The sequence below is a fragment of the Aeromonas veronii genome, assembly GCA_041319085.1.
Lineage (GTDB): Bacteria > Pseudomonadota > Gammaproteobacteria > Enterobacterales > Aeromonadaceae > Aeromonas > Aeromonas veronii_F.
Window position 1 is genome coordinate 2,851,943 of record CP101033.1, and the last position, 13,897, is coordinate 2,865,839.

Annotated in this window: 10 protein-coding genes and 1 pseudogene; 5 read left to right on the forward strand and 6 right to left on the reverse strand. The window is 59.0% G+C overall.

What is annotated here, in order from left to right:
• Nucleotides 1-36: 36 nt before the first annotated feature.
• The 3 genes from narQ (at nt 37) to NMD14_13430 (ending at nt 3,114) form a co-directional block, all read left to right on the forward strand.
• Nucleotides 37-1,749 carry a nitrate/nitrite two-component system sensor histidine kinase NarQ gene (gene narQ / locus NMD14_13420; GenBank protein ID XEI31771.1) on the forward strand — a complete coding sequence of 571 codons (1,713 nt, stop codon included), beginning with the start codon at nt 37-39 and terminating at the stop codon, nt 1,747-1,749.
• The gene (gene narL, locus NMD14_13425; GenBank protein ID XEI31772.1) at nt 1,749-2,387 is read left to right on the forward strand and encodes a two-component system response regulator NarL; all 639 of its coding nucleotides are present in this window, start codon (nt 1,749-1,751) and stop codon (nt 2,385-2,387) included. Before narQ ends, narL begins: the two co-directional genes overlap by 1 nt.
• A gap of 103 nt (nt 2,388-2,490) precedes the next feature.
• Nucleotides 2,491-3,114 carry an LON peptidase substrate-binding domain-containing protein gene (locus NMD14_13430; GenBank protein XEI31773.1) on the forward strand — a complete coding sequence of 208 codons (624 nt, stop codon included), beginning with the start codon at nt 2,491-2,493 and terminating at the stop codon, nt 3,112-3,114.
• A gap of 202 nt (nt 3,115-3,316) precedes the next feature.
• Here the strand turns inward: NMD14_13430 and NMD14_13435 are convergent, their stop codons facing one another.
• Both NMD14_13435 and NMD14_13440 read right to left on the reverse strand, forming a co-directional pair.
• The gene (locus tag NMD14_13435) at nt 3,317-5,413 is read right to left on the reverse strand and encodes an ATP-binding protein (protein ID XEI31774.1); all 2,097 of its coding nucleotides are present in this window, start codon (nt 5,411-5,413) and stop codon (nt 3,317-3,319) included.
• A 31-nt stretch (nt 5,414-5,444) separates the two neighbouring features.
• On the reverse strand, nt 5,445-6,629 hold the full coding sequence (locus NMD14_13440) for an FIST C-terminal domain-containing protein (protein ID XEI31775.1): 1,185 nt from the start codon (nt 6,627-6,629) through the stop codon (nt 5,445-5,447).
• A gap of 113 nt (nt 6,630-6,742) precedes the next feature.
• Between NMD14_13440 and yvcK the strand changes: the two genes are divergently transcribed.
• Nucleotides 6,743-7,657, forward strand: coding sequence for a uridine diphosphate-N-acetylglucosamine-binding protein YvcK (gene yvcK / locus NMD14_13445; GenBank protein ID XEI31776.1), 915 nt, complete (start codon nt 6,743-6,745; stop codon nt 7,655-7,657).
• 39 nt (nt 7,658-7,696) lie between these two features.
• Here yvcK and NMD14_13450 read toward each other — a convergent pair whose 3' ends face one another.
• The 4 genes and pseudogenes from NMD14_13450 to lpcA form a co-directional block, all read right to left on the reverse strand.
• On the reverse strand, nt 7,697-8,032 hold the full coding sequence (locus tag NMD14_13450) for an Hpt domain-containing protein (protein ID XEI34765.1): 336 nt from the start codon (nt 8,030-8,032) through the stop codon (nt 7,697-7,699).
• A 313-nt stretch (nt 8,033-8,345) separates the two neighbouring features.
• Nucleotides 8,346-9,544, reverse strand: a pseudogene (locus NMD14_13455) (ISL3 family transposase).
• 63 nt (nt 9,545-9,607) lie between these two features.
• Nucleotides 9,608-10,441 (reverse strand): class II glutamine amidotransferase, encoded by an 834-nt coding sequence (locus NMD14_13460; protein ID XEI31777.1) that lies wholly within the window; start codon nt 10,439-10,441, stop codon nt 9,608-9,610.
• Between the two features lie 162 nt (nt 10,442-10,603).
• Nucleotides 10,604-11,182, reverse strand: coding sequence for a D-sedoheptulose 7-phosphate isomerase (lpcA, locus tag NMD14_13465; GenBank protein XEI31778.1), 579 nt, complete (start codon nt 11,180-11,182; stop codon nt 10,604-10,606).
• Between the two features lie 255 nt (nt 11,183-11,437).
• Between lpcA and fadE the strand changes: the two genes are divergently transcribed.
• Complete coding sequence (gene fadE, locus NMD14_13470) at nt 11,438-13,894, forward strand: acyl-CoA dehydrogenase FadE (protein XEI31779.1); 2,457 nt, start codon at nt 11,438-11,440, stop codon at nt 13,892-13,894.
• The last annotated feature ends 3 nt before the right edge of the window (nt 13,895-13,897 follow it).

The following is a 13,897-nucleotide window of genomic DNA, read 5'->3' on the forward strand; positions in this document are numbered from 1 at the left end:
CGGGGTCCTTATCACTATCCAGAGGTGCGCATTAGTATGGGAAAACGGTTCAGGGTCCATTCGGTCAGCAGCGCCATTGGCCGCGCCATGGTGTTGATCCTCTTCATGGCCAGCCTGATCGCGCTGGTCGCCATGGTCACCCTCTTCTACTCGGTCCCCGATGCCAAGGCGATCAACCTCTCCGGTTCGTTGCGGATGCAGGCCTACCGGATGGCCTACGAAATCGAGCGGGGCGACAGCGTACTGGGGCGCCTCTCCCAGTTTGAAGAGACTCTGCACGCCGAAGAGCTGCAAGAGACCCAGCGCTGGATCACGCCCGCCTCCCTGCGTCGCACCTATGGCGAGGTGCTCGACCAGTGGCAGGTGATGCGCCAGCACATCGAGGATCGCACCCCCAGACGCTACACCGATAACACCGAGCAGTTTGTGGCAGCCATCGACCATTTCGTCAATCAGATGCAGTACCACGTGGAGTTCAAGGTGCGGATGCTGGCGCTAGCGGAGGGGCTCGGGCTGCTGGCCATTATCACCATCGCCTGGTTCACGGTGCGCTTCACCCGCCAGCAAGTGGTCGCCCCCCTCAACCAGTTGGTCTACTGCGCCCGCCAGATCCAGCGGCAGGATTTCAATCTCCAACTGCCCACCCACGGCGAAAATGAGCTGGGGGAGCTGTCGCGCGCCTTCGTCACCATGGCGGACGAGCTGGGCAAGCTCTATCGGGAGCTGGAGAACAAGGTGGAAGAAAAAACCGCCAAGTTGCAGCAGGCCAACGACACCCTCTCGTTTCTCTACTCGACCGCCCAGAAGCTACACGCCGCCCCGCTCAGCACTCGCACGCTGATCAAGCTGCTGGATCGCGCCGCCGCCCACCAGCATATCGACCATATCCGGCTGACTCGCTTCGAGCACAATGCCATGCCGGTCTATATCTCGGGGCGCACCGGCTGGCCCGGTGATCTCGACGCGGTGGCCAGCTTCTATCTGCAGATGGATGAGCAGGAGTTCGGCCGCCTCGATATCATCAGCCAGCACCCCATCGATGAGCGGTTGATCAAGAACTTCACCATGCTGCTGGCTCAGGTGCTGCACAAGGACCAGACCCTGCTGCAACAGCAGCGACTGCTGCTGATGGAGGAGCGGGCGGTGATCGCCCGGGAACTGCACGATTCGCTGGCGCAGGCCCTCTCCTATCTCAAGATCCAGTCCACCCTGCTCAAACGCTCCTACGCCAAAGGCCAGCAGGATAAGGCACAAGAAGCGATGCAGCAGATCGACGAGGGGCTCAGCAATGCCTATACCCAGTTGCGCGAACTGCTTGGCACCTTCCGCCTCACCATCGGCGATGCCAATCTGGGGGAAGCAATTCGGGTGATGCTCGATCAGCTGCAACCCCAGACCCAGGCCGACATCCGGTTCCATTACGGGCTGGCTGACAACGACCTGGAGGCGGGTCAGCATATTCACATTTTACAGTTGATCCGTGAGGCAGTGCTCAATGCCATCAAACATGCCAACGCGCAAGTGATTGATGTTAGCTGTGAGACCCTCGCCAATGGTAACATCGAGGTTCAGATTTCAGATGACGGTGTCGGGATCGGACTCGCCAGCTCGGCGATCAACCATTACGGTTTGAGCATCATGAACGAACGTGCCAGCAAACTGCATGGTCTGCTGACCATCAACGAGCAGCAACCACAAGGCACCTGCGTGCATCTGACCTTTCCCACCAGTCTAGCGAGAGACGCCTGATGGACGAGATGAAATACACTGTTCTGGTCGTAGATGACCATCCCCTCATGCGCAAAGGGATTGTGCAGTTGCTGGCTCTGGAAGAGAACATGGAGGTGACAGGTGAAGCCTCCAACGGCACCGATGCCGTGGCACTGGCCAAAGAGTCCGAGCCGGACCTGATCCTGCTGGATCTCAACATGAAAGGACTCTCCGGCCTTGATACCCTCAAGGCGCTGCGGGCCGAAGAGATCACCTCCCGGGTGGTGATCCTCACCGTCTCCGATGCCCGCCAGGATGTGGTGGCCCTGCTCAAGGCCGGTGCCGATGGCTACCTGCTCAAAGATACCGAGCCTGATCTGCTGCTGGCCCAGCTGGCCGACGTGATGACAGGCAAACAGATCCTGAGCGAACCGCTGCGCCCCTATCTCGAAAACATCTACGAGCTGGATCACCTGCAGCAGAAGATGGAAAGCTTAACGCGTCGCGAAATGCAAATCCTGCGCGAAATTGCAAAAGGCCTCTCCAACAAACAGGTCGCCTCGGTACTCCATATCTCCGAGGGAACGGTCAAGGTTCACGTGAAGAGCCTGCTGAAGAAACTCGAGGCGCAAAGCCGTGTGGAAGCGGCTGTCATGTATCTGGAGCAGCGCAACTAAGCGCCCTCAACCGCCCGAAAAGCCACCCTCCGGTGGCTTTTTTCATCCTCTGGCACAGTCGCTGCATTGTCCGATTCAGCAACGACTCAATGGAGGATGGAACATGAAACTACAACCTTTGGCACTGTTCCCCTTGCCTTCCCACATACTGCCGGGCGGCAAGCTTCCTCTGCGTCTGTTCGAGCCACGCCACCTGCAGATGCTCAAGGAGTCATTCATCAACGATCAGGGCTTTGGCATCGTGATGGAAGAGTCCACCACCTCGGGACAATCCGGCCGCATTCTGCCGGTGGGCACCCGGGTCAAGGTGACGGACTTCTACAGCCTCAATGATGGCCTGCTGGGGGTAACGGTGCTGGGACTGGAGCGCTTCTGCATCCACGAGATGGAGACAGACGAGATAGGCCTGCGCCGGGCCAAGGTGGAGATGCTGCCCAACTGGCCGAGTACCCACTCAAATTTCAACGACAAGTTGCTGGTCAACCGCCTGCGGGAAGTATTCGAGCAGTATCCGGAGCTTGATGAGCTCTATCCAGACAAGCGCTTTGAAGATGCCGCCTGGCTCTGCCAACGCTGGCTCGAGATATTGCCGATGCCGATTTATGAAAAGCAGATGCTGATTGCCAAACAAAACAGCGAAGCAGCCCGTAAATTTCTGCATCGCCTGATTTCACAATCACAAAAACAAGCATTGCAAAATGCAATTATTCCAACAATGAAAATCTGAAATTTGCATTTTGCGAATGAGTAGGAACACAACAAACCATAACAAGAGAGAGCCGCTGCGCTAAACGGCCAAAATTGAACACAAAAGAGTCCTAAAAAAGTTGGCACAGATTTTTCATATAGATTGATACAACCCGATTTATCCCGTGCTCTCTTCAGTATTTGCTGAAGAACTGGTCAACCCACAAAGTTGACCATTTTTTTTATCCGCGCGTCGGCAACCGCTGACCAAAGTGACGCTGCAAACACTCTCTCAGCCGTGACAAGGTGATGGGCTTGGCGAGAAAGTCATCCATCCCCTGCGCCAGACAGCACGCCTTGTCCTCTGCCATCGCATTGGCAGTCAAGGCGATGATAGGCATGGTGCATCCCAACTCACGCAAGCGCCGGGTGGCTTCCAGTCCGTCCATCAGGGGCATCCGCATATCCATCAGGATCAGATCCGGGAGCTGCTCATCCACCTGCGCCAGCGCCTCCAGACCATTGGCTGCCAGCCGTACCTTGCCCACCAGTTTTTGCAGCATCAGCGACACCACCAACTGGTTCACCGGGCTGTCTTCCACCACCAACACATCCAGTGGTAGCAGTACCGGAGCCCCCTCCTCCCGCTGCGGCTGGCTATGGCAAGGCAGCGCCATGCCAGGCAGTTCGAACCAGAAACAACTTCCCTGGCCCGGCTCGCTCTTCAGGTGGATCTCACCTCCCATCAGGGCAACCAGACGCTTGCTGATGGCAAGGCCCAGGCCGGTACCGGAAAAACGCCGAGTGGCCGAGTTGTCAACCTGGGAGAAGGGTTCAAACAGCAGCGCCTGATCCGCATCAGCGATCCCGATCCCGGTGTCGGAGACCGAGATCAGCAGCTTCTCATTCTGCCAACCCAGGTGCAGTGTCACCTGCCCCTGCTCGGTAAATTTGAGGGCGTTGTCCAGCAGATTCCCCATCACCTGCGACAGACGCATCTGATCGCCCTGCAACTCCCAGGGGACCGACTCATCGACCCGATAAACCAGTGCGATCCCCTTGGCGGTCGCGCGAGCTTGCAGCGGCTCGACCAGAGATTGGCAAAGCTGGACGGGTTGCAGGGTCTCGCAGTGAAACACCAGGGTTTGCGACTCGATTTTCGAAAAATCGAGCACGTCATCGATGATGGTTTGCAGCAATCTGGCCGAGTGGGTGGCATGGCGCAGCAGGCTCTGTTGCTCCGGCGCCAGCTCGGCATGCTGCACCAGATCGAGCATTCCCAGCACCGCATTCATGGGCGAGCGGATCTCGTGGGTCATCATGGCCAGAAACTGGGACTTGGCACGGTTGGCAGCTTCGGCCTCATCCCGCGCCCGCGCCAGATCCTCTTCCCTACGGATCTGGTTGCTGATATCCCGGGCAGTGCCGCGATAACCAATAAACAGGCCATCATGGTCAAAGCAAGGCTCGGCGCTCACCTCCATCCAGCAGGGGCCGTGTTGCAGCGCGACCTGCATCCGCACCCCTCGCACCGGCTGGCGCAGCTCCAAAAGCTGCAGGTATTTCTGGGCATCGCAGCTCTGCTTGTTGCAGACGTAGTCATAGAGGGTCGGCCGGGTCGCCTGCGGGGTCATCTCATCCAGATAACCCGGCTCTGAGGCATAACTGAGGCGATGTTCGGCATCGGTCTCCCAGAACCAGTCGGAGGCCATGGCGGCGAAGCTGCGAAAACGGATTTCGCTGGCCTGCAGCGCCTCGGTCTTCACCGCCACCTGCTCCTGCAAGCGGGCCCGATAGGTGATGTTGACCAGCGCCTGGGCGATAAGCGGGCGGCAACGCTCCATGGCGGCCTTGCTGGTAAGATCGAAGGTGCCCGCCCGGGCATGGCGGCAGATGAGGGTGGCGGTAAAACCGGGAGCCTGCAGCCCGGTCAGCATCACGCTGGCCCAGCCCGGCTCGTTCGCCAGCGGCGCCAGCTCAGGCAGCTGGGCAGGATCGTAAATTACCAGGGTTTCACCCGAGATGGCGCGGGCAAAGGCCGGGGTCATGCGCCAGCTGCGAACAGAGAGCATCGGTTCGGTACTGAGGTGGGTGCTCCCCCGCTCCCCTTCCCAGGCCACCACATCCGCGTGCTCAAAGCCGATAAAGGGTTTGAGCACCTGGATAAGGCTCTCCAGTACCTGCTCCAGCGTCTTGGCATCGGCGAGGGTGGCCACCCCGCCCAGCAGGGTCTGGGACTCGTGACGATACTTGGCCTCGCGCTCGCGGCAACGCACAAGGTCGACTAGCGTGGTCTGCAATTTGTCGCCGAGGGCTTCCAGTTCACTGTTGCCAATCATCTTGTTGCCTGCTCTGTTATGTTCTGCCGACTCAACGGGTCAGGAAAATCACGCTCGATACCATCAGGTTGCCGTGGGCCAGCTCGCCATTGGGCAGCCGCCCCTGCTCGCCGAAGGTAAAGGGGGTGATAAACGGGATCTTGCCGAGACGAGCCTGGCTCTGCTCGACAAATTGGCACAACATATCACCAAGAGCCAAACGGCAACCAGCACAAAAGATGATGAGGGCGCCGATAGGCTGCCATTCCACATCGACTCCATAGCCCGGCTCAATGCGCATGGCATTGAGGCTGCGCTGCAACAACCCCTCCTGACTGCTGTACATCAGCAGCAGGCGCTCCCCCTGCACCACATCGGTAAAGAGCCGCAGCCCGCCCTGTTCGGTCACCGCCTCGGGATGAGTGAGCTTGTAGTAGGGAATGCCATCCAGCGATCCCACTTGACGGGCCAGCGGGGTGAGCGTGGTCTCCCGCAAAATCGCCCCCACCGGCCAGGGCTGCTCGCGTCCGCACCAGCGGGCATAAACCTCGGCGGCGGGCTGGTGATCGATGGTGAGCACCTCCCGCCCGTCGCAGGCGGTGATCTCGCCGCTGAATTCGGCAGGGACATAACCGGAGTGAAACTGAAAGGCCAGCTGGCAATCGGGATAGAGCACCGCCAGCGCGATGCCATCCTGACTCACCGCCTCATCCCAGCAGAGTTGCCAGTCACCGCTGACGCTGTTGTCTGCCGCGGATCCACCGACCACCGGCACCGAGGCACCGAGCTCGGCCTCGATACCGGCCAGCAGCCCCTCCTCCTTGCCGGGACTGGCGTGAAACAGGATCAGCTGGGGCAACTCGCCCGGTCGACCACAATCGCTCATGGCACGGCGCAGCAACTGCCGCACATCCACCCCGTCACCGCAGGCACCGGCCACCCCGAAGGCCCCTTTTTCGTCATAAAAAGCTGCAACCGCCACTCCGAACCCCTCTATGGCGTGGTGTCCCATCTCGGTCATCACCCCGCCACAGGAGCTGCACCCCAGCAGGCGGGTCGTCGGGAACTGGCGTTTGAGCGCTTCGCGCAGTATCGCCCCGTCATGGGCTTGGGTAAAATAGAGTAACAGCAGGGAGGGGGCCTGATTGGCATGGTGGCGCAGCTGCGTGCAGATCTCTTGGGCCGCCAGCGATGAATTCCGGGCGAGGGAATGAACGGTCAGAAACTCCAACACCATCTCCTTGTTTTATCGGATAGCAGTCGCAAGCAAAAATCATACCCTTATCAAACAATTATCTCGCTTCGCTTGCTAACATAGCGGTCAACTGAGACCAATGACAGGACGCCCATATGTGGCAAAAAAACATCAATGACTTCGATCGGGTCGTTGCCATCGGTGGTGGCCACGGCATGGGGCGAGTGCTTTCGTCCCTCTCGTTTCTCGGTCAACGGCTCACCGGCATCGTCACCACCACAGATGATGGCGGCTCGACCGGACGCCTGCGCAAGAGTCAGGAGTGCATCGCCTGGGGCGATCTGCGCAACTGCCTGAACCAGCTGGTGACCGATCCCAGCATCGGCAGCCTGTTGTTCGAGTACCGCTTCGCCGGCAAAGGCGAGCTGGCGGGCCACAACCTTGGCAACCTGATGCTGCTGGCGCTCGATAATCTCTGTGTCCGTCCTCTTGATGCTATCAAGCTGATCAGTGACATGCTCAAAATCGAGTCACAACTACTACCCATGTCTGAATTTCCCACCGACCTCTGCGCCCATATGGAGTGTGGCACCCAGATCCTGGGAGAGGTCTCCATCGACCAACTGGCAACGCCCCCCCTCTCCCTCGGCCTGATGCCGGAGGTGCAAGCGACCCGGGAAGCAGTGCTGGCACTGCAGCAGGCTGACATGATCATTCTGGGGCCGGGCAGTTTTCTCACCTCCATCATGCCGCCACTGCTGCTGGCCGAGATCGCCCAGGCCATCAACGAGAGCAGCGCCATGCTGGTCTTTGTCTGCAATCTGGTGGCGGAAAATGGCCCTGCCAGCCAGCTGGATCTGATGAGTCAGTGTCGCTGGCTGGAGTCCCGGGTCGGTCAGGGTCGGCTGGATGCTATCCTGGCCCCACAGGGCGCGGGTGATGCGGGGGACTGGCAAGGACGATTGATCGAAGCCGAGCTGGGCGAGCTTGAGCTGCCCCATCGGCACGATCGGTTGAAGCTGAAACTGGCGCTGGACCGGATCATCCAGCAACTGCTCAACCAGCGTTAGTTAACGGTCACGGCGCCCCGGTATCCCTGCATGGCGCCGTTACTGATAATCGGCAAGAAACGCCAGCACCTGGGGCAAGGAGACCTCCAGAAGTTGCAACTGGCGCTCTGCCTCGGCCACATCGGCCTGCTTGCTGGCCATCTCCAGCGCCATCACCTGCTGGTAGCTCGGCATAGCACCATAGCTGCCACAGGATGATTTCATGCTGTGCGCCACCCGAGCCAGCGCCTCCCATTCCCCCTGCTCATAGAGGGGTCTGAGCTGACTCAACTGCTCGCCCACCTCTTCAATAAATACTGCGATGACCACGGGCAGCATATCCTGACCGATATCCTCGGCCAGCTGCTGCAACACCTTGCGATCCACCCACTCCATGCGAGGCACCTCCAGAACGGTATTCAAACAGACCATACTATAGATAGTTTTCGATGTCGTGGCTCACGGCCAGGCAGTGACGACCCATCCGATTGGATGGCTCAGGGAATAAAGTGGCAAAAAATGTGATCAATATCGAAATAGCGATACTGAAATGCCCATCAAGACAACAACTTAATTGCCATAAATTAACAAATGATCAACAATCAAATTCGTCAGAGTGCTGCTGCTCAGCAACACCTCTCATCCCTTTTGCCTTTTATGGCTGCTGCGAAGAACCAGGGTAGGTATCTACCCTGGTATTTTTTTAGGTTCATCGCGTCTTTCCGGGGAAGGCGGCCTTGATTTTCAGGAAAAAGTATTCTGAGTCCCGAAATCCATAAGCCATGCGTTTGATCACCTTGATCCGATTATTCACGCCCTCCAGCAGGCTGGTGTGCATGGGAAAGATTGCGCTGGCCAAAATCCCCCGGGTGTAGCGGCGAAGGTTTTTGGCAAAACGCTCTAAGGGCTCCAGGCCACTTTCCTTCGCTTGTCGCATCCAGGCCTTCCATCGTCGCCAACCTTCCCTGACACTCGGGGCGTACCAGATTTCCTTCAGGGCCTCCTTGAGAACATATGCTGTCGCCAAGGGCTTATTGGCTTCCAATAGCTCTTGTAATTTCACCGCCTGGTCTTCCTTGAGATTTTCTCGATTGCGCAGGAGTAACCAACGCGCCAGCTTGACGACCTTGCGAGCCGGCTTGTCATGCTTTAATGCATTGGCTTGATCCACCCGAATTCGGTCGAGCACTTTGCGGCCATAACCGGCCACCACATGGAACAAGTCATACACCACCTCCGCCTGTGGACAGTGCTGTTTCACTTCCAGATCGAAGGCGGAGTTCATGTCCATGGCCACCGCTTCAATCTGTTGGCATCGTTCGCCCATCAGCTCGAAAAAGGGGCGAATAGCCTCTCGGCTGTTGCCATGCCCCACCCACAAAACGCGAGTCCGTTCAGCATCCATGATCACTGTGGCATAGCGGTGGCCTTTATGCAGGGCGAATTCATCCATCACCAGCCGCCGCACCGAGCCGGGCTCAAAGGTGCCAACACTGGCCTGTAGCCGACGCTTGTCGATGGCCTTGATGGTATGCCAGTGCAGTCCGGTGAGCTGGCTGACATGACTGATAGGCATCAACTCAAGCAAGGCCTCTACCCAGCGCAGCAATCGCTGTGTCAGCCGGGAGCTGGGGGTAACCAATCGATATGCTCAGAAACCCGACCACACCGCAGGCAGTCAACCCGACGGACGGGGACTTGCAGATGTACGCGAAGTTCAAGGAGGTCACGGTCACGAACCGTGCGCATTCGGCGGTCATGGATGAGTGGACAGGGCTGATGGCACTGACCACAGAGCGGTAGATGATTGGCGAGAGGCTCAAGAGCCAATGTGATTTGTGTGGCAGAGCGGCGATGGACAGAAACGTCGTAACCTGGCCAGAACGAGGCAAAATCAATATGATGCATAGCGACAGCAGGGTAAGGGAGTCGGGTTGTTTGGCGACTACCAGTTTACCCGAACCCTGTCTGTCAACTTACTCTTCCCCACGCTTCCGCGAAGAACCTTTTTTTATCTCGCTCAGGCACGCCCTGATTGGTCGCTACCCGCTCCCCCATGCGAAACAGATTGAATTCGCCGGGCGCCATTTTGACCCAGTTCTCATTGCCGGTCAGCGGACGGGTGGTGATCAGGGTCACCACATCGTTGGGGGTGGTCTCGCGTTGAAAGTCGATCACCACCTCCTCATCCAGCAGGCTCGCCTCGCCAAACGGCGCACAGCGGGTCAGCCAGTGCAGGTTGTTGCTGCAGTAGCTCATCACATACTCCCCGTCCGAGAGCAGCATGTTGAACACCCCGAACGCTCTGAGCTCGTCACACAAGGTGGCGAGATAGCGAAACATGGCGGGAAAGTTGGCAGGACGCTTGGGATATTTTTGCTCCAGCCGATCGAGCAGCCAGCAGAAGGCGTGCTCACTGTCGGTATCCCCCACCGGACGGTGACGGCCGGTTGGCAGCTTCTTGTAGCCAGTCAGCTGACCATTGTGGGCGAAGGTCCAGTAACGGCCCCACAGCTCACGGGTAAAGGGGTGGGTATTTTCCAGCGACACGCAGCCACGGTTGGCCTGCCGAATGTGGCTGACCACGGCGCAGCTCTTGATGGGCAGCGCCTGTACCAGTCTGGCGATGGGAGATTGGGCGCTGGGCTCGGGATCCTTGAAGGTGCGAAAGCCCTTCCCCTCGTAAAAGGTGATCCCCCAGCCATCCTTGTGGGGCCCGGTCTTGCCGCCGCGCAGCATCAACCCGGTAAAGCTGAAGCAGATATCGGTCGGCACATTGGCACTCATGCCGAGCAGTTCGCACATATCCGGCAGACTCCTTTCATGATTTGGCTTGTGTCATGGTCGACCAGCACGCTGGTTCGATAGACAAGGGGAAGGCGCAATCCCTTCCCCTGTGACTGGCAATAACCGATCGATGGCGAACCATGCTACCGGCGTTGCCCTTGTCTGGTGACGATGGCCTGATTACTTGGCCATCTCTTTTTCGACCAGCTGGATCAGGATGTGGATCACCTTGATGTGCACTTCCTGAATACGGTCGGCATAGCCAAAGTGCGGCACGCGGATCTCGACATCCGCCAGACCCGCCATCTTGCCGCCATCCTTGCCGGTCAGGGCGATCACTTTCATCCCTTTGGCGCGGGCAGCCTCGATGGCTTTCAGGATATTGCCGGAGTTGCCGCTGGTGGAGATGCCGAGCAACACGTCGCCACGGCGGCCGACCGCTTCTACGTAGCGGGAGAAGACATAGTCATAGCCAAAGTCGTTGGAGACGCAGGAGAGGTGGCTCGGGTCGGAGATGGCGATACCGGCGTAACCCGGACGGTTCTCGCGATAGCGACCGGTCAGCTCTTCGGCAAAGTGCATGGCGTCACAGTGGGAACCACCGTTGCCGCAAGAGAGCACTTTCCCCTCTTCTTTGAAAGAGTCAGCGAGCAGTTTGGCGGCCGCTTCGATGTTTTTCAGGTTCTGCTCATCAGCCAGGAAGGCCTGCAGCACGCTGGCAGCTTCGGTCAGTTCATTGCGGATCAATTCTTGGTACATGATGTCTCTTCCACTGTTTTTAGTGTGCGTGTAGATCGCGGCTATTCTCGCACAAGCGAATCGCCCAGTCGCCCCCTGCAAGCCACAGCGCTGGCGGTGCGTGAGCGTTATGGGGATCACAGAGGGAAGGTAATGAAGATGTAAACAGCTTGATAACTTTATGCGTATGAATTACAACAGGGGCCATATCCAACAGGTCAGACCTCTGGATCAGTGACGCCACGTTGGCAACCTTATACACGCAAGGAGCAAGCAATGACGACGACCCTCACTCTGCTCGGGGTGATCCTGGTTATCGGAGCCCTGGCCTATCGCCGGGTATCCCTGTTCATCTCCACCCTGGTCACCGGCGCCACCCTGGTGCTTGGCGCCATCTATGGTCACGTGCCCTTGCTGGTATGGGCGCTGTTCGCGGTGATCGCCATCCCGCTCAACCTGGTGGAATTTCGCCGCAATCAGATAACCAAGCCGCTTTTCAAGCTCTACAAATCGATCATGCCGGAGATGTCCCGCACCGAAAAAGAGGCGATCGAAGCGGGCACCACCTGGTGGGAAGCCGATCTGTTCGCGGGCAATCCGGACTGGAAAAAGCTGCACGCCATCCCGGTCAGTACCCTCTCTGCCGAAGAGCAGGCCTTTATGGATGGTCCGGTCGAGGAAGTGTGCCGCATGGTGAGTGACTGGGAAGTGACCCACGAGCGCGCGGATCTCTCCCCCGAGGTGTGGCAATACCTGAAGGACAACAAGTTCTTCGCCATGATCATCAAGAAGAAATATGGCGGCCTCGAATTCTCGGCCTACGCCCAGTCCTGCGTCCTGCAAAAGCTGTGCGGTGCCAGCGCCGTGCTCGCCTCCACCGTCGGCGTTCCCAACTCGCTGGGCCCGGGCGAACTGCTGCAGCACTATGGCACTGACGAGCAGAAAGATTACTACCTGCCCCGCTTGGCGGTGGGCAAAGAGATCCCCTGCTTCGCCCTGACCAGCCCGGAGGCGGGTTCTGACGCCGGCTCCATCCCCGACTTCGGTATCATCGCTAAGGGCGAGTGGGAAGGCAAAGAGGTGCTCGGTATGCGCCTCACCTGGAACAAGCGCTATATCACGCTCGCACCTATCGCCACCGTACTGGGCCTCGCCTTCAAACTGCGTGATCCCGAACACCTGCTGGGTGACGAGGAAGAGCTCGGTATCACCTGCGCGCTGATCCCCACTCACATCAAGGGGGTCGGCATTGGCCGTCGCCACTTCCCGCTCAACGTGCCGTTCCAGAACGGCCCGACTCAGGGCAAGGATGTGTTCGTCCCGCTCGATTTCATCATCGGCGGCCCGGCCATGGCAGGTCAGGGCTGGCGTATGCTGGTCGAGTGTCTGTCAGTCGGTCGCGGCATCACCCTGCCCTCCAACAGCACAGGTGGCGTCAAGATGCTGGCCCTGGCGAGCGGTGCCTACAGCCGCATCCGCCGTCAGTTCAAACTGCCCATCGGCAAGATGGAAGGGATTGAAGAGCCGCTGGCCCGCATCGGTGGCAACGCCTACATCATGGGCGCCGCAGCCAACCTGACCGTGACCGGTATCGACCTTGGCGAGAAGCCGTCGGTCATCTCCGCCATCGTCAAATACCACCTCACCGACCGTGCCCAGAAGTGCATCATCGATGCCATGGACATCCACGGTGGCAAGGCCATCTGCATGGGCCCCAACAACTATCTGGCACGCGGCTATCAGGGTGCCCCCATCGCCGTTACGGTGGAAGGGGCCAACATCCTGACCCGCAGCATGATCATCTACGGTCAGGGCGCCATCCGTTGCCACCCGTATGTACTGCCGGAGATGCTGGCTGCCAGCCATCCCGACAAGGAGCAGGCGCTCAAGGATTTCGACAAGGCAGTATTCAGCCACGTCGGCTTTGCCATCAGCAACCTGGTGCGCAGCTTCTGGCTGGGTGTGACCGGCGCTCGCTTTGCCGCGGCCCCTTACAAGGATCAGACCAAGGGCTACTACCAGCAACTCTCCCGCCTCTCGGCCAACCTGGCGTTCCTGTCAGACATGGCGATGGGCACCCTGGGTGGCGAGCTCAAGCGCAAGGAGCGGGTCTCCGCCCGCCTTGGCGACGTGCTGAGCCAGCTCTATCTCGCCTCCAGCGCCCTCAAGCGCTATCAGGACGAGGGACGCCAGCAGGCCGACCTGCCGCTGCTGCACTGGGCACTGCAAGATGCCATGTTCAAGGCCCAAGAGGCGATCGACGAGCTGCTGCGCAACTTCCCGAACCGCTGGATTGGCCTGGCCCTGCGCGCCGTGGTGCTGCCGCTGGGGCGTGACCTCAATCGTCCTTGCGACAAGCTGGACCAACAGGTTGCCCGTCTGCTGCAAACCCCGAGCGAAACTCGCAGCCGCCTGGCCAAGGGCCAATACCTGACCCGTGAAGAGGGCAACCCCTTCGGTCTGCTGGAGCAAGCGCTCGATGACGTGCTGGCCGCCGAGCCGCTGTTCGAGAAAGTCTGCAAGGCTGATGGCATCAAGCGCCCCTTCATGGCACTGGACAAGGTGGCCGACATGGGTCTGGCTGCTGGCGTACTGACCCAGAGCGAAGCCGAGCTGCTGCGCCGCGCCGAAGTGAGTCGCCTGCGCACCATCAACGTTGATGATTTTGACCCCATCGATCTGGTAGCCAACAAGAAGCTGTTTGAAGCCTCCGCTTACCATCACGCGGCCTGATAA